Here is a 16,205-nt window from a genome sequence, read left to right as displayed (position 1 = left end):
ATGGGATGAGTGGAGATGGCGGGAATCGAACCCGCGTCCAACGGTGCGGAATCAGGGCTTCTCCGTGTGCAGTCTGGTACGAGTTTCTCGGCCCTCCGGATCACCCAGACAAGTCCGGAACGGGCTCAGTCACTGTTTGATTTCCCTCCCACCCCCGTGACCGGGGCGAGAGGTTTAGATCCCTGAATGACGCCAGGATCCGGGTCGGGACCACCCCCGGGCTGACGCTCCTCACAGAGGCTTCTGTTCGTTACCTAAAATTAGGCAGCGAGGGCGAAGCGGGAGTTATCGCTCTTGGTGTTGGCGATTATTGGTTGCGACATATGGTTTACGAGATCATTGCCGCTTCCTCGACACGCTTCCCACTGCTTCGACATCCGCTGTCGAAACCGATCATCCCCATGTTGTTTTTTCAAAGGTCGCACCCTCGGTGGGGTGCAGGTCCCATGGTACGTGACCGACGGGTCCGGTTGCCAGCGTATTAACCGCGCTCGGCCGCCTGGGCCGCCCGCTGCCGCCGGCGGGCCGAAGCGATCGCCCGGTTCGTCTCGCGCGTGTCCTGCTTCTCCCGCAGGGTCTGGCGCTTGTCGTACTCCTTCTTGCCCTTGGCCAGCGCGATCTCGCACTTCACCCGGCCGTTCAGGAAGTAGAGCGAGAGGGGCACGATCGTGTGACCCGTCTCCTGCGACTTCGACTCCAGCTTGTCGATCTCGGCCCGGTGCAGCAGCAGCTTCCGCTTCCGCTTCGCGTGGTGGTTGGTCCAGCTGCCCTGCATGTACTCGGGCACGTGGATGTTGTGCAGCCACGCCTCGTGGCCGTCGATCTGGACGAAGCCGTCGACCAGCGAGGCCCGGCCCATGCGCAGCGACTTCACCTCGGTGCCCATGAGCACCACACCGCACTCGTAGGTGTCGATGATGTGGTAGTCGTGCCGCGCCTTCTTGTTCTGCGCGATGAGCTTGCGCTCAGGCGCCTTGTCCGATGCCTTCTTCGCAGGCTTGCCCTGCACGTTCACGAGTCCCTTTGCCATAGTGCGGCCATTTTCGCACTACGAGCCCCCTCCGAGGCCACTCAATACCGTTCTCGCCCGCTCCTCGGCCCGCTCCCCCACCGCCAGGTCCGGCGTGATGCCGCGCCCGTCGACCGCGTGCCCGGCGGGGGTGCGGTAGTGGCCGACGGTCAGCTCGGCGACGGAGCCGTCGGGCAGGGCGCTCGGCATCTGCACCGAGCCCTTGCCGAAGGTCCGCGAGCCGACGGTGACCGCCCGGCCACGGTCCTGGAGGGCGCCGGTGAGCAGCTCGGCCGCGCTCATGGTGCCCCCGTCGATCAGCGCGACCAGAGGCCTGCCCGTGTCGCCGCCGTCCTCCGCGTACACGGCCCGCTGCTCGCCCTCCACGTCGTACGTGGCGACGAGACCGCCGTCGAGGAAGGCGGAGGCGGCGACCGCGGCCTCCGCGACCAGACCGCCGGAGTTGCCCCGCAGGTCCAGGAGGACCCCGGCACCGGGCGGGGCGGACCGTACCGCGTCACGCACGCGCGTGCCGGCGCCCTTGGTGAAGGCGGCGACCCGGATCAGTACGGTCCCGTCGTCGAGGCGGCGGACGCTGACGGGCTCGGTGACGAGCCGGGCCCGGCGCAGCGTCTGCGTCCACAGGGCACGGCCGCGCTCGACCCGGAGGGAGACGGCCGAGCCGGCGACCCCGTCACCCCGCAGCAGCGACACCACCTCGGAAACCGAGAGCCCGTCCACCGACCGCCCGTCGACGGAGACGAGCCGGTCGCCGACCCGCAGCCCGGCCCGCTCGGCGGGCCCCCCGGACTGCACGCGCGTCACCCGGACCCCGCCGTCCCCGGACCGCCCGGCGGAGAGCCCGACCCCGGTGTAGGAGCCGTCGAGGGCCTGCTCGAACTCGGCGTACTCCTTCTTGTCGTAGACCGCGCCCCAGCGGTCCCCGCTGCGGCTGACGAACTCCTCGGCGGCCTTCTTGCCCGACTTCCCGTCGGCCATGGCCGCGGCGGCGGCCCGGCTGAGCGCGGCACTGTCGACGGTCGCACCGTCCCCCGCACGCGCCGGCGCGGCCCGCCGCTCCGCGCCCGCGGGCTCCTGCCGGGGCAGGACACCGGTGGCCGCGGCCGTGGCGAGGACGCCGGTGAACACCAACGTCAGAACGGCCCCGCGGACGACTCCACGGGGCCGGATACAGAAGGGTGCGGGCCCGGCCGGCATGCCGCCCACTCTAGGACAAGGCGATGGCGCCGCACGGGCTTTGCCCGCACGACGCCATTCACCGACGGAAGTGTCTTGTCACACCTTCAGGTACTTGCGCAGCGCGACGAAGGCGGCCACGGCCGGCATGAGCAGGCCGATGGCGATCACCAGGGGCAGCTTCGCGAGGACGGCGTCCCAGCCGATGAAGTTGACCAGCTGCATCTTCTCGGCGAGCGCGATGCCGTGGTCGATCAGGAAGTACCGGCCGACGAGCAGCAGCACACAGGCGACGGCGCCGCCGAGGAGGCCGGCGAACGCGGCCTCCATGATGAACGGCATCTGGATGTAGAAGCTGGACGCGCCGACCAGTCGCATGATGCCGGTCTCGCGGCGGCGGCTGAACGCCGAGACGCGGACGGTGTTGACGATCAGCATCAGCGCGATGATCAGCATCAGGCCCATGACGCCGAGGGCGGCGATGTTCATGCCGTTCATCAGGTCGAACAGGTTCTGCAGGATGTTCCGCTGGTCCTGCACCGACTCCACGCCGTCGCGGCCGGCGAAGGCCGTGGCGACGACCTTGTACTTCTCCGGGTCCTTGAGCTTGACCCGGAACGACTCCTGCATCTGGTCCGGCGTCACCACGGAGGCGATGGCGGTGTCGCCGTACTGCTCCTTGTAGTGCTTGAACGCCTCGTCGGCCGACTCGTGCTGGACGGACTCGACGATGTCCATCTTCCTCAGATCGGCCTCGATCTGCTCCTTCTGCTGGCCCGTGACCGCGCCCTTGGCGCACTTGGCCGCCGTGGCCGCGTCCGCCTTGTTGCAGAGGAAGATGGAGACGTTGACCTTGTCGTACCAGTAGTCCTTCATCGTGCTGACCTGCTCGCGCATGAGCAGCGCGCCGCCGAAGAGGGCCAGGGACAGGGCGACGGAGACGATGACGGCGAAGGTCATCGTCAGGTTGCGGCGGAGACCGACGCCGATCTCCGAGAGCACGAACTGAGCGCGCATGGTGTTCTGGATCCCCCGCCGTCAGTGCTGGTAGCCGTAGACGCCGCGCGCCTGGTCGCGGACGAGGCGGCCCTTTTCGAGCTCGATGACGCGCTTGCGCATCTGGTCGACGATGTTCTGGTCGTGGGTCGCCATGACGACGGTGGTCCCTGTCCTGTTGATCCGGTCGAGCAGCTTCATGATGCCGACGGAGGTCTGCGGGTCGAGGTTGCCGGTGGGCTCGTCGGCGATCAGCAGCATCGGCCGGTTGACGAAGGCCCGGGCGATGGCGACGCGCTGCTGCTCACCACCTGAGAGCTCGCCCGGCATCCGGTCCTCCTTGCCGCCGAGTCCGACCAGGTCGAGCACCTGCGGCACGGCCTTGCGGATCTCGCCGCGCGGCTTGCCGATGACCTCCTGCGCGAAGGCCACGTTCTCGGCGACGGTCTTGTTGGGCAGCAGGCGGAAGTCCTGGAAGACGGTGCCCAGCTGGCGCCGCATCTGCGGCACCTTCCAGTTGGAGAGCCGGGCCAGGTCCTTGCCGAGGACGTGCACCTGGCCCTGGCTGGCGCGCTCCTCACGCAGCAGCAGTCGCAGGAAGGTCGACTTTCCGGAGCCGGAGGAACCGACGAGGAAGACGAACTCCCCCTTCTCGATCTCCAGGGAGACATCCCGGAGGGCGGGGCGGCTCTGCTTCGGATAGGACTTGGAGACGTTGTCGAATCGGATCACGGATGCACCACGGTCGGCCGGGAGTAGGTGTGCGTGACCTTACGCGAACGGGGATGGCCCGCGCAGTCGCGGTCCTGGCTTGCGACGTTTATCCTTTTCGCCCCTCCGGACGGAAGGCGGCCGATCGGACGGGGCGCGCCGAAACGCCCGGGAGCTGGCACAGTGGTAGGGGGAACGTCCGGATCCCTCCGGACGTTGTCCTGGTGTGTACCCCAGTGCGGGAGGAGGAGAGCGCATGACCTACGACCGACTGGTGTGCGCCAACTGCGCGGCCCCGGTCGCCGAGGGCCGCTGCCCCGTCTGCCGCGCGAACCGGGAGCGTCTGACCCCTCAGGGTCTGTCGCCCGCGATGCTGCTGACACTGGCGGTCGCCCTGCTGGCGGCGATCGCGCTGCTCGCCGCGGTGCAGGCGGCCTGACGGAAGGGCGCGCGGCGCCCACGAGCCGGAACCACGCGAAAGGGCCGGGGAGCGAACTCCCCGGCCCTTCGTCATGCGTCACGCGCCTCAGACGGCGGCGCGACCGCCGCCCACGAGACGCGGCAGCATACGGAAGCCGATGCCGCCGGCGATCATGGTCGCGGCACCGATGACCAGGAACGAGGTCTCGGCCGCACCGGTCTCGGCGAGCTCCTCCTTCGCCTCACCCTGCTGGACGGGCTGCGAGCCGCCCTGGTTGGGGTCGGTGTTGTTCGGGGTGTCCACGCACTCGGCGCCGTCGAGGTCGACGGTGCAGGTGCCGGCGCCACCGTCGGTGGTCGAGCCGCCACCGGTGGTGGTGGAGCCGCCGGTGGTGGAGGTCGAACCACCGTCGGTGGACGAACCGCCGGTCGTGGTGGAGGAGCCACCGCTGGAGGACGAACCGCCGTTGGAGGAGGAGCCCCCGTTGGAGGACGAACCAGCGCTGGACGACGAACCACCGTCGGCGGCGGCACCGCCGTCAGCGGCCGCACCACCATCGGCGGCCGCGCCACCGTCAGCGGCCGCACCACCGTCAGCGGCCGCGCCACCATCGGCAGCGGCACCACCATCGGCAGCCGCACCACCATCGGCGGCCGCGCCACCGTCAGCAGCGGCACCACCATCGGCAGCCGCACCACCGTCAGCGGCCGCGCCACCATCGGCAGCGGCACCACCATCGGCAGCCGCACCACCGTCAGCGGCCGCGCCACCGTCAGCAGCCGCACCACCATCGGCAGCCGCACCACCGTCAGCGGCCGCGCCACCGTCAGCAGCCGCACCACCATCGGCAGCCGCACCACCGTCAGCAGCGGCACCACCGTCGGCGGCCGCGCCGCCGGAGATGCCGCCGCCGATGATGCCGTTGGTGTCTTCCTCGGTGTCCTGGATACCGAGACCCGCGTCCTGGGTCTGGGTCGACTCTGTTCCGAATCCGCCGACGGCCTGCGCGGCACCGGCCGCCGTCAGGGACGCACCGGCGATGATCACGGCACTGGCCGCGACCCGCACCAGGCGGACTCGCGTCTTGTTGGTCATCTGGCTGCTACCCCCAGTAGCTCATCTCGTCATGGGGCAGCGCTCGGGCCCCGCGCAGCAGGGGCGACGGAATCACTGGACCGGCCCCCGTTCACACGCGTCCCAGAGAAGCGCATGCCATTGCGCCACCCTTCCGAGTTTCCGATGAGGCGTCAAGGTCGTTGCGCGTGCGATGCCCGAAAGATCACCAGCTGACCGAGATGCGACGATGCAACTGTGACGTAAACCCGGAACTCCGGGCCCGGCGACGGCAGTTCCCTTGTCGACAAAGCGCCCCGACGGCCCCCGTTCCGCTTGCGTCAGCGAATGCACGCGAGCCCCGGGAACGGCACCGGGCCCCGCACCAGAAGGTGCGGGGCCCGGGCTCGTACGACCGTGGGGACTACTTGTCCTGCTGCTTGCGCCAGCGGATGCCCGCCTCCAGGAAGCCGTCGATCTCGCCGTCCAGGACGGACTGCGGGTTGCCGACCTCGAACTCCGTACGGAGGTCCTTGACCATCTGGTACGGGTGGAGCACGTACGAACGCATCTGGTTGCCCCAGGAGCTGCCGCTGTCCTTGAGGGCGTCCATCTTGGCGCGCTCCTCCTGGCGCTGGCGCTCCAGGAGCTTGGCCTGGAGGACGTTCATGGCGCTCGCCTTGTTCTGGATCTGCGAGCGCTCGTTCTGGCAGGAGACGACGATGCCGGTCGGAAGGTGCGTGATGCGCACGGCCGAGTCGGTCGTGTTGACGCCCTGGCCGCCGGGGCCGGAGGCGCGGTAGACGTCGACGCGGAGGTCCGACTCGTCGATCTCGACGTGGTCGGAGGACTCGACGACCGGCAGGACCTCGACGCCCGCGAAGGACGTCTGGCGGCGGCCCTGGTTGTCGAAGGGCGAGATGCGGACCAGGCGGTGGGTGCCCTGCTCGACGGAGAGCGTGCCGTAGGCGTACGGCGACTTCACGACGAAGGTGGTCGACTTGATGCCGGCCTCTTCCGCGTACGAGGTCTCGTAGATCTCCGTCGGGTAGCCGTGGCGCTCCGCCCAGCGCAGGTACATGCGCTGGAGGCGCTCGGCGAAGTCGGAGGCGTCGACGCCACCGGCCTCGGCCCGGATGTTGACCAGGGCCTCGCGCTCGTCGTACTCGCCGGAGAGGAGGGTGCGGACCTCCATCTCGTCGAGGGCCTTGCGGACGGCAGCGAGCTCCGTCTCGGCCTCGGCGAGCGTGTCCGGGTCGTCCATCTCCTCGGCGAGCTCGAAGAGCACCCCGAGGTCGTCGATCCGGCCGCGCAGGTTCTCGGCCTTGCGGACCTCGGCCTGGAGGTGCGAAAGCTTGCTCGTGATCTTCTGCGCCGCCTCCGGGTCGTCCCACAGGGACGGGGCCGCGGCCTGCTCTTCGAGCACGGCGATGTCGGCCCTCAGCTTCTCGAGGTCCAGGACGGCCTCGATCGACCCCATGGTCGAGGAGAGGGACTTCAGCTCTTCGGATACATCGACGACTGCCACGCGTCCAGCGTAACGGCTCGCCGCCGGTCCTACGGCAGGGAGGACTGCTTGGAGTCCTGCGGCGGGGTGTCCGCGTCCCCCGAGGCCGCCAGGTAGCCGCCCGCGCCGAGCGCGCCGGCGACCACGACCGCCGCCACGGCGAGGGTGATCCGTCTCTTGCGGACCGTGCCCGCCTTGTGGCGGGCCGAGCCGGGGCGGCGGGCCCCGGCGGGGCGCGGGGCGCGGGCGGTGCCGAGGGGGCCGCCGGAGAGCTCGTCGGGGGCCGGGACACGCATGGAGGTGTGGGTGTCGCGGTTGGAGTCGGCGGAGGCGCCGGGGACGAGCGGGACGGCGGCGCGGCGCGGGCCGGGCTCGCCCGCGCCCGTACCGGTGGCGTACGTGTCCTCCTCGTACGGCTCCGGGGCCGGCTCCGCGTCCGGTTCGTCGACGTCCAGCGGCGGGATGCCCTTGAGCAGCGGCAGGACGTCGCCCAGGCGGGCGGCGAGCTCGGAGGCGCGCAGCCGGGAGGCGGGGGCCTTGGCGAGGCACTGGACGATCAGCTGCCACAGCTCCTCGGGGATGCCGGGCAGCGGGACGACGGTCTCGGTGACGTGGCGGCGCAGGACCGCGCCGGGGTGGCCGCCGCCGAACGGGGTGAAACCGGCGAGCAGCTCGTACAGGACGGTCGCGAGGGCGTAGATGTCGACGGCGGCGCGCGGCGGGAGGCCCTCGACGATCTCGGGCGCGAGGTAGTCGGGGGTGCCGATGATCCGGGTGGCCTTGGTGCGGCCGGGGGTGTCGATCAGCTTGGCGACGCCGAAGTCGGTGAGGAGGGCGGGGTGGGCGCCGCCGGGGCCGAGCGGGCCCTCCATGTCGAGCAGGATGTTCTCCGGCTTGACGTCCCGGTGGACGACGCCGGCCGCGTGGGCGGCGGCGAGGGCCTCGGCGACGTCCTTGACGATCGCGACGGCGGCCTCGGGCGCGAGGCGCCGCTCGCGGTCGAGCCGGGTGCGCAGGTCGGTGCCGCGGACGAGGTCCATGACGAGGGCGAGGTCCGTGCCGTCGACGACGAGGTCGCGGACCTTGACCACGCGCGGGTGGTCGAGGCCGAGCAGGGCGGTCCGCTCCTGCACGAAGCGGCCGACGAGCTCCTGGTCGGAGGCCAGGTCCTCGCGCAGCAGTTTGACGGCGACGGGCCCTTCGGGTCCCTCGCCGAGCCACACCGTTCCGGCGCTGCCCCGGCCGAGGATCTGGTGGGCGGTGTAGCGGCTGCCGATGTTCCGTGCCAAGACTGCTCCCTCAGCGGCTGCGGTTCTCGACAAAACTACGCGTCCACGGCCGCCGGTCTCGACCTCCGAGGGGAATTCACCCCTCGGAAGTCGACAAATCGGCAGTGTTACTGCCCCGTACCGCCGGTAGTACCCCCGGAACCGGTGGCCTCGCCGATCGAGGAGATCCAGTCGGTGACCGTCGAGATGCCGTCGCCGATGGCCTCCCAGTAGCCCTTGCCCTGGGCGACCCAGTCCTGGAGCGGGGTGAGCTCCCAGACGAGCCAGCCGGCGACCACGAACAGGACGATCATGATCAGGCAGCCCTTGAGGCAGCCGAGGCCGGGGATGTGCACCGGGTTCGCGCTGCGCTGACGCGGGGGGCGCGGTTCGCGCGGCGCGGGCGCCTGGGGCGGCGGCTGCGGCGGCTGGTACTGCTGCTGGGGCGCGGCGTACTGCTGCTGCGGGGGCGGCGGCGCGTACTGCTGGGGCTGCTGCTGGTACGGCTGGGGCTGCGGCGGCCGCTGCGGGGCGGGGCGCTGCTGCTGGTACGGCTGCCGGCCCTGCTGCCCGTACGCGCCGGGCTGCTGCGGCTGCTGGGGCTGCGGCTGACGCTGCGGGCGGCGGCGCAGCGGGTCGTCGTTCGGGTCCAGGTACTGCACCTGGGTCTGCTCGTTGCGGTCGCGGACCTGCCGGAGCTGGCTCTGCCAGGGGTGCGGGTCCTCGGCTGGCGGGTTCTGCGGTACGGGGGGCATGACGGCCGTCGGGTCGGCGGCGCCCGCCGGTCCGCCGGTCGGCATGACGCTGGTGGCGGCGGCGGGGTCGTACTGCGGGGGCATCCCGGCAGCGGCCGCGGCGGCGCCGGTCGGCAGCACCTGGGTGGGGTCGGCGGCGCCCGGGGTCTGCGCCTCCGGGGTCCCCGGGACCGGCGCGGGCGCGGGGTCCGGGGCGAGGAGCGCCCCGACGCCCTCCGCGGCCTCGATCTGGGCGGGCGTGGCGTGCACGCCGATGCCGGCGGCGACGGCGCGCAGGCCCCGGGCCAGGTTCACGGCGCTCGGCCGCCGGTCCGGGTCCTTGCTGAGGCAGCGCTCTATGACCGTCCACAGCGGTCCGGGCACGGTCGAGGGGCGGCGGGGCTCCTCGCTGAGGTGCCGGTGGAGGACCTCGAGGGCGGTGCCGCCCGCGAACGGGGGCCGGCCGGTGACCAGCTCGTAGAGGAGGATGCCCGCGCCGTAGATGTCGACGGCGGAGGTCTGCGGGCGGCCCTCGGCGGACTCCGGCGCCACGTACGCGGGCGTGCCGACGAACTCGTGGGTGCGGGTCAGGCCCGGGGAGTCCGCGAGGCGCGCGATGCCGAAGTCGGTCAGCATCGGGTGCATCTGGCCGCCCTGCTCGGCGAGCAGCACGTTGGCCGGCTTGAGGTCGCGGTGGACGACGCCGTCGGCGTGGCTCGCGGCGAGCGCGTCGGCGATCTGGGCCGTGAGGAGCGCGGCGGCGACCGGGGTGAGCGGGCCGCTCTCCCGGATGTACCGGTGCAGGTCGGGGCCCTCGACGAGGTCCATGACGAGCGCGAGGACATCGCCCTCGACGACCAGGTCGCGGGTGCGCACGATGTTCGGGTGGGTCAGCCGGAGCAGCACGGAACGCTCGCGCAGGAAGCGCATCACGATGTCCGCGTCGTTGGCCAGCTCCTCCTTGAGGACCTTGATCGCGACGGTCTCGCCGGGCTCGCCGGGCACGGCCGCCTCGGCGCCCGCCGTCTCCCGCTGGCGGGCTCGCCAGACGGTGCCCGTGGCGCCGCGGCCGAGCGGCTCCTCGAGCAGGTACTTGCTGCCGATAGGCCGCACGTCACGCGCTCCCTGCTGATCGTGGTCCTGGGGTGGTTCCTGAGCTGTCCCCGGGGTTCCTGTCCTCTGTTGTGACCCCGTCCGGGTGTCCGACCCACTTTAGTGCCGCCGAACGGGTCACAGGCCGGTCGTCCACAGGCCGATTCCGATGCCGTGTCCGAGCCTCCCCGAGGGGGCCGGGCGAACCGAACTTGTCCGGAAGAAGACGCTCCACGGTGGGCGACGGTTGCCACGCATGCTCCGAAGGCATGCCCAACCGGGCTATTTCTCGTCCACGGCCGACCATTCAAGATCACTTGTGGCCGACCCGCGGGCGTGTTGTCGGCGGCAGGTGCGAGGATGCCTCCAGCACGTCGCGTCGACGGGGTCGGGAGCCCCCGCGCCGTGCCGACCTGTACCGGGCGACGCGTCCGTGCCGGGTGGGGGGAGACACGAGGCGGTTCCCTCCTGCCGGGCCAGCTCGCGCAGAAGGGACCGCTGACGGCGATGCAGATCCGGCTGACCGTCCTCGCGCCGTACGCCGGCCACGGCGCCGGGCGCGCGTGCGACGTGCTCGTCACGGCCCCCGCCGGGACGGCCCTCGCCGCCGTGGCCTCGAACCTCGCCGCCGCCGTCACCGGCCCCGACACCTCCGCCTCGGGCACCACCGTGCTCTACGCGGGCGCGGAGCGGCTCGACAACCGGCGCGCCGTGCTCGGCGAGCCCCCACTGGTCGACGGAGCGGTCCTCTCCCTCCAGGTCCCGGGTCCGGACGACCGGGCCGACGAGACGGCCGCGGCCCGGCTCCACGTGGTTGCGGGCCCCGACGCGGGCGGGGTGCACCTGCTGCACGGCGGAGCGATCAGAATCGGCCGTTCCGTCGACGCCGACGTGCCGCTGGACGACCCGGACGTCTCCCGCTCCCACTGCACGGTGACCGTCGGTGAGGACGGCCGGGTCACGGTCGCCGACCACGGCTCCACGAACGGGACGACGCTCGACGGCGCGCCCGTCGGCGACCGGCCGGTCCCGCTCCGCCCGGGCGCGCTGCTGCGCCTCGGAGAGTCCGCCCTCCGCCTGACGGGCCCCCGGGGCGGCGCCTCCGGCGGTACTCCCGGAGGCGGTACTCCCGGAGGCACGGACGCGGTGGCGACGGCCCCCGACGGCGAGGGACACCTGCGCGTCGCGCACACGACGGACCTGCCGGACCGCCCCGAACCGACGGGCGGGACGGACGACGCCACCCACGGCGGGGCGCGCGGCATCGCGTACGGCGAGGTCTACGACGGAGGCCACGCGCACGCGAGGGACCCGCACGACGAGCACGACGCGCCGTCGAGCCACGACGGCGGCAGGACCCGGGACCGGGGAGACGCGCCCACGGCTCCCGCCGCGTCCGCGCGCGGCGGCGGCAAGCGCGGGCTCGGCGCCTGGGCCCGGCGCCTCGCGGGCGGCCGCGAGGAGCCCCCCGCCACCGACGCCCGCGCCACCCACGCCTCACCGGACACGCACACCCACACCCGGCCCGGTCCCGGCGCGCGCGGCGCCGCCCCCGGCCCCGTATCGTTCGCCGACACCTGGCCCGACCCGGCCACCGTCCTGCTCACCGCCCTCGGCCCCGACCCCCGGCTCTGGGAGCGGGCCCAGGACCACCCCGAGGCCCTGGTGGTCCGGCTCGGCACCACCGACCGTGCCGAACTCTCCGGCGTGCCCGTCACCGTCGGCCTCCGCGAGGCCGGTTCCCTCGGCCTGGCGGGCCCCGGCGACCGGCTCACCGGACTCGCGCGCTCGGTCGTGGCCCAGCTCGCCGCCCTGCACTCCCCCTCCGACCTGGAGATCGTGCTCATCAGCGCCGACCGGAACCGGCCCCTGGAGGCGCGGCGCCGCGCCTGGGGCTGGCTCGGCTGGCTCCCGCACGTCCGGCCGGCCCACGGCCAGGACTGCCGGCTGCTCCTGGCGTACGACCGTGAGCAGGCCCAGGCCCGGACGGCCGAGCTGACCCGGCGGCTCGACGACGGCCCGCTCGGCCCCGGCTGGCCCAGCGCCGACCGTGCCTCCGTCGCCGAGGCCGCGGCCCGCCACGACGGGCCGACGACGGTCGTGATCGTCGACGGCGACCCCGGTTCGGCTGCGCTGCGCGAGACGGTCGCCCGCCTCGCGGGCGTCGGCGCGGCGGCCGGCATCCACCTCCTGTGCCTCGCCGAGGCGCCCGCCGCGACCCCGGACTCGCCGGTGGCCGCCACGTACGAGGCCGCGTGCGCCGCGTCCCTCGCCTTCCGCGAGTGCGGGGCCGCCGCGCTCCTCAGCGGCGACGTCGCGACGGCGCTGCGGCTGCTCCGCACCTCCGGCGGGCGGCTCGCGGGCCACGGCACCGTCGGCGTCGTCGACGCGGTCTCCGTCGCCTGGGCCGAGCGGTTCGGCCGGGCCCTCGCCCCGCTGCGTCCCGAGACGTCGGCGGCGCCCGGCTCCCGGGCCGCCGCGCTGCCCCCGTCGTCCCGGCTCCTCGACGAACTCGGGCTCGCCCGGGCCACCCCCGCCTCCCTGATGGCCCGCTGGGCCTCGGCCGGCGACGGCACGGCGGTCCTGGGCGCCGGCCCGCGCGGCCCCCTGTCCGTGGACCTCACGGCGGAGGGCCCGCACCTCCTGATCGAGGGCCCCGCGGGCAGCGGGCGCACGGAGCTCCTCCGCTCGATCGCCGCCTCCCTCGCGGCGGGCGGCCGCCCGGACCGGCTCGGCCTGCTCCTCGTGGACGGCGCGGGCGGGGAGCGCGGCGAGGGCCTCGCGGTCTGTACGGAGCTGCCGCACGTCACCGAGCACCTGGTGGCCTCGGACCCGGTCCGCATGCGGGAGTTCGCGCAGGCGCTCGGCGCCGAGCTGAAGCGCCGGGCGGAGCTGCTGGGCGACGCGCACTTCGCCGACCGCCGTGGGGTGGCGCGCGCCGCCGACCGGCTGATCGGTCAGCGCACCCCGAGCGCGGCGGAGTCCGTACCGCAGGGCGCCCGCGCGACGGTCCGCCTCCCGGACACCGGCGACCTGCCGGACCGCACGGGCGGCCGCACGCTCCGCACGGGCGAGGGCCCGATCGGCGCCCTCCCGAACGCCCGGGCGCCGTACCAGGGCGCGGACGAGGTGCCGGGCCGTTCGAGCGGCCGCGTCCCGTACCCCGGTACGGCAGACCCGGACGCCCGCGCGAGCAGCCGCACCCTGCGCACGACCGACGACCGCGCGGGCGCGGACGAGGTCCAGACCCGCGCGAGCGGCCGGGTGCCGTACCCGGGCGCGGAGGACGTCACGACCCGCGCCAGTGGCCGCGTCGCGTACCCGGGCGCGGACGACGTCACCGCCCGGACCAGCGGCCGAGTCCCGTACCCGGGCGCCGACGACCTCGACAGCCGCACCAGCGGGCGCGTCCCGCACCCCGGCGCCGACGACGTCACCGGTCGGGCCGGCGGCCGGATCGCCCACCCGGGTGCCGGTGATCTCACGGATCACCCGAGCGGGCGGGTCGTCCGTTCCGGCGATCCGACCGACCGTCCGAGCGGCCGCGTCGCTCGGACGGGTGAGCTGACCGACCGGTCCAGCGGGCGCGTCCCCCGGTCCGGGGACGGGTCGCTCGACGAGCGGGCCGGCACGCGGGCGCGGTCCGGCGGGGACGCCTACCTCGCCGATACGCCCAGCGGGCGGCTGCCCCGGCGGGACGGCGGGGCCCTCGACGACCGCCCGAGCAGCCGCACCCTCCGCACGGGCGACGGCGACCTCTCGGACCGTCCCAGCGGCCGCGTCCCGCGCGCGGCGGGGGCGGACGACGTGACGGGCCGGACCAGCGGGCGCGTCCCGCACCCGAACGCCGACGACGTCACCAGCCGCACCAGCGGCCGCGTCCCCTACCCGAGCGCGGACGACGTCACCACCCGGACCAGCGGCCGGACTCCGTACCCCCACACCGACGACGCCACCAGCCGCCCCAGCGGCCGGATCCCCCACCCCGCCGCCGGAGACGACCTCACGAGCCGCACCAGCAACCGCGTCCCGCACCCGAGCGCGGACGACGTCACCACCCGGACCAGCGGCCGGACTCCGTACCCCCACACCGACGACGCCACCGCCCGTACCAGCGGCCGGATCCCCCGCCCCGCCTCCGAAGACGCCGGCGGGCGGGTTGCGCGACCCGGCTCGGGGGAGCAGGTTTCCGCGCGGGCCCTGCCGCGGCTCGTCGTGCTCGTCGACGACTTCGACGCCCTGGTCGCGCCCGCGCTCGGCGCTCCCGGGCGGCCCGCCGCCGGGTCCGTCGTGCGGGCCCTCGAGGCCGTCGCGCGGCACGGCGAGCGGCTCGGGGTGCACCTCGTCGCGACCTCCGCGCGCCCGGACCGGACCGCCGACACGGAGCTGGCCCACGGGGCCCGGCTGCGGATCGTGCTCGACGCGCCCCCGGTCACGGCGGGCCCGGACGTGCCGGCGGCCGGGAGGGGCCGCCTCGGGCACCCGGACGGCCGGGTGACCCCGTTCCAGGCGGGCCGCGTGACGGGCCGGATCCCCCGGACGGCGACGCTCCGCCCGACGGTGGTCCCGCTGGAGTGGGAGCGGATGGGCGACCCGCCGACCCGTCGCCCGGTCCGCGAGCTGGGCAACGGACCGACGGACCTGGCGCTCCTGGCGAGCGCGCTGGACCGGGCCGCGCGCTCGGTCGAGGCGACGCCCGTGCCCCCGCTCACCCCGGCCACGCACGGCTGACGGTACGTCACAAGGGCATCACGATCGCACACTTGACCGCCCGGGACGCGGAAGGCGGTATTGCGGGGCCCCGCGGCCCGGCGTAGACCTGTCGGACGGACAGCGAAGCGCACGGCAGAGACGGGGCAGCGATGCGTACAACTCTTCGGCCGGGTCCACGCAGGGTCTTGGTCATGGCAACGGCGACTGTCCTCGCGGTCGCCCTCGCGGGCTGCGGAGGCGAGTCCGCGAAGGACCCACAGCCCGCGCCCGACCGCGAACTCTCCCTCAAGGGCGAGAAGATCGAGGTCGCCGCCGTGTGGACGGGGCCCGAGCAGGAGAACTTCACGAAGGTCCTGAAGGAGTTCGAGAGGCGCACGGGCGCGACCGTCACCTTCGTGCCCGCGCAGGACCCGATCGTGAACTTCCTCGGCACGAAGATCGCCGGCGGTTCGCCGCCCGACGTGGCGATGCTGCCTCAGGTGGGCGCGATCCAGCAGGCCGCCGCCCAGAAGTGGCTGAAGCCGGTCGGCCCGGACGCCAAGGCGGCGCTGGCGGCGAACTACTCGCGCGGCTGGCAGGAGCTGGGCGCGGTGGACGGCACCCAGTACGGGGTGTACTTCAAGGCCGCCAACAAGTCCCTGGTCTGGTACAACAACGCCGTCTTCGAGAACGCGGGCGCCTCCGAGCCGAAGACCTGGAAGGACTTCCTGGCCACCGCCGAGACGATCTCGGCCTCCGGCGTGACCCCGGTCTCGGTCGGCGGCGCGGACGGCTGGACCCTGACCGACTGGTTCGAGAACGTCTACCTCTCGCAGGCGGGCCCGGCCAAGTACGACCAGCTGGCGAAGCACGAGATCAAGTGGACGGACCCGTCCGTCGCCGCCGCCCTCAAGACCCTCGCCGAACTCTTCGGGAAGCCGTCACTGGTCGCGGGCGGGTCGTCCGGCGCGCTGCAGACGGAGTACCCGGCCTCGGTCACGCAGACCTTCACGGGCGGCGACCAGCCCAAGGGGGCGATGGTCTTCGAGGGCGACTTCGCGGCCGTCAACATCGCCCAGACCAAGGCGGAGATCGGGAAGGACGCGAAGGTCTTCCCGTTCCCGAAGGTCGGCGACGCCGGCACCGCGCCGGTGGTGACGGCCGGCGACGCGGCCGTGGCGCTGAAGGACACCAAGGGCGCGCAGGCGCTGCTCGCCTTCCTCGCCTCCCCTGACGCCGCGAAGATCTGGGCGGCCGAGGGCGGCTTCCTCTCCCCCAACAAGAACCTGGACCCGGCGGCGTACCCGAACGACGTCCAGCGGGAGATCGCCAAGGCGCTCATCGGCGCCGGTGACGACTTCCGCTTCGACATGTCGGACCAGATGCCCCAGTCCTTCGGCGGGACGCCGGGCAAGGGCGAGTGGAAGGCGCTCCAGGACTTCCTGAAGAACCCGAAGGACATCGCGGGGACGCAGGCGCGCCTGGAGGCGGACGCGGCGAAGGCGTACAAGGGCTGAGGGGCCGG

Annotated in this window: 11 protein-coding genes and 1 other RNA gene; 3 read left to right on the top strand and 9 right to left on the bottom strand. The window is 73.5% G+C overall.

The window, feature by feature from the left end; genetic code table 11:
- Positions 1-7: 7 nt before the first annotated feature.
- The 5 genes from ssrA to ftsE form a co-directional block, all read right to left on the bottom strand.
- Positions 8-401: a transfer-messenger RNA gene (gene ssrA / locus ABT041_RS31965) on the bottom strand.
- Positions 402-481: 80 nt separating this feature from the next.
- A complete protein-coding gene (gene smpB / locus ABT041_RS31960) occupies positions 482-1,030 on the bottom strand; it encodes an SsrA-binding protein SmpB (protein ID WP_351191054.1) in 549 nt (182 codons plus the stop codon).
- 18 nt (positions 1,031-1,048) lie between these two features.
- Positions 1,049-2,227, bottom strand: coding sequence for a S41 family peptidase (locus ABT041_RS31955; RefSeq protein ID WP_351191052.1), 1,179 nt, complete (start codon positions 2,225-2,227; stop codon positions 1,049-1,051).
- A gap of 78 nt (positions 2,228-2,305) precedes the next feature.
- Positions 2,306-3,223, bottom strand: coding sequence for a permease-like cell division protein FtsX (gene ftsX, locus ABT041_RS31950; RefSeq protein WP_351191050.1), 918 nt, complete (start codon positions 3,221-3,223; stop codon positions 2,306-2,308).
- A gap of 21 nt (positions 3,224-3,244) precedes the next feature.
- Complete coding sequence (ftsE, locus tag ABT041_RS31945; RefSeq protein ID WP_030692056.1) at positions 3,245-3,934, bottom strand: cell division ATP-binding protein FtsE; 690 nt, start codon at positions 3,932-3,934, stop codon at positions 3,245-3,247.
- Between the two features lie 235 nt (positions 3,935-4,169).
- Between ftsE and ABT041_RS31940 the strand changes: the two genes are divergently transcribed.
- Positions 4,170-4,352, top strand: a complete 183-nt coding sequence (locus tag ABT041_RS31940) for a hypothetical protein (RefSeq protein WP_351191047.1) — start codon at positions 4,170-4,172, stop codon at positions 4,350-4,352.
- Positions 4,353-4,439: 87 nt separating this feature from the next.
- Here ABT041_RS31940 and ABT041_RS31935 read toward each other — a convergent pair whose 3' ends face one another.
- The 4 genes from ABT041_RS31935 to ABT041_RS31920 form a co-directional block, all read right to left on the bottom strand.
- Positions 4,440-5,429 (bottom strand): hypothetical protein, encoded by a 990-nt coding sequence (locus ABT041_RS31935; protein ID WP_351191045.1) that lies wholly within the window; start codon positions 5,427-5,429, stop codon positions 4,440-4,442.
- 382 nt (positions 5,430-5,811) lie between these two features.
- Positions 5,812-6,915, bottom strand: a complete 1,104-nt coding sequence (gene prfB, locus ABT041_RS31930) for a peptide chain release factor 2 (protein ID WP_351191043.1) — start codon at positions 6,913-6,915, stop codon at positions 5,812-5,814.
- Positions 6,916-6,944: 29 nt separating this feature from the next.
- Positions 6,945-8,183, bottom strand: coding sequence for a serine/threonine-protein kinase (locus tag ABT041_RS31925; RefSeq protein WP_351191041.1), 1,239 nt, complete (start codon positions 8,181-8,183; stop codon positions 6,945-6,947).
- A 107-nt stretch (positions 8,184-8,290) separates the two neighbouring features.
- Positions 8,291-10,009 carry a serine/threonine-protein kinase gene (locus ABT041_RS31920; protein WP_351191039.1) on the bottom strand — a complete coding sequence of 573 codons (1,719 nt, stop codon included), beginning with the start codon at positions 10,007-10,009 and terminating at the stop codon, positions 8,291-8,293.
- A 486-nt stretch (positions 10,010-10,495) separates the two neighbouring features.
- Here ABT041_RS31920 and ABT041_RS31915 point away from each other — a divergent pair, with 486 nt between their 5' ends.
- Positions 10,496-14,719: an FHA domain-containing protein gene (locus ABT041_RS31915; protein ID WP_351191037.1), complete on the top strand. Its 4,224-nt coding sequence runs from the start codon at positions 10,496-10,498 to the stop codon at positions 14,717-14,719.
- Positions 14,720-14,850: 131 nt separating this feature from the next.
- Positions 14,851-16,197: an ABC transporter substrate-binding protein gene (locus ABT041_RS31910; RefSeq protein WP_502976631.1), complete on the top strand. Its 1,347-nt coding sequence runs from the start codon at positions 14,851-14,853 to the stop codon at positions 16,195-16,197.
- Positions 16,198-16,205 lie beyond the last annotated feature (8 nt).

The sequence above is a fragment of the Streptomyces sp. NPDC002825 genome (genome assembly GCF_040295385.1).
Taxonomy (GTDB): domain Bacteria; phylum Actinomycetota; class Actinomycetes; order Streptomycetales; family Streptomycetaceae; genus Streptomyces.
Note: the sequence above shows the minus strand (reverse complement) of the source record. Positions and strands in the feature narration are given on the sequence as shown.

What these genes read in the sequence shown, in the direction of transcription:
- ABT041_RS31955 (WP_351191052.1), bottom strand. Translation starts at nt 2,227, where the DNA reads ATGCCGGCCGGGCCCGCACCCTTCTGTATCCGGCCCCGTGGAGTCGTC.
- ftsX (WP_351191050.1), bottom strand. Translation starts at nt 3,223, where the DNA reads ATGCGCGCTCAGTTCGTGCTCTCGGAGATCGGCGTCGGTCTCCGCCGC.
- ABT041_RS31935 (WP_351191045.1), bottom strand. Translation starts at nt 5,429, where the DNA reads ATGACCAACAAGACGCGAGTCCGCCTGGTGCGGGTCGCGGCCAGTGCC.
- ABT041_RS31940 (WP_351191047.1), top strand. Translation starts at nt 4,170, where the DNA reads ATGACCTACGACCGACTGGTGTGCGCCAACTGCGCGGCCCCGGTCGCC.
- smpB (WP_351191054.1), bottom strand. Translation starts at nt 1,030, where the DNA reads ATGGCAAAGGGACTCGTGAACGTGCAGGGCAAGCCTGCGAAGAAGGCA.
- ABT041_RS31910 (WP_502976631.1), top strand. Translation starts at nt 14,851, where the DNA reads ATGCGTACAACTCTTCGGCCGGGTCCACGCAGGGTCTTGGTCATGGCA.
- ABT041_RS31915 (WP_351191037.1), top strand. Translation starts at nt 10,496, where the DNA reads ATGCAGATCCGGCTGACCGTCCTCGCGCCGTACGCCGGCCACGGCGCC.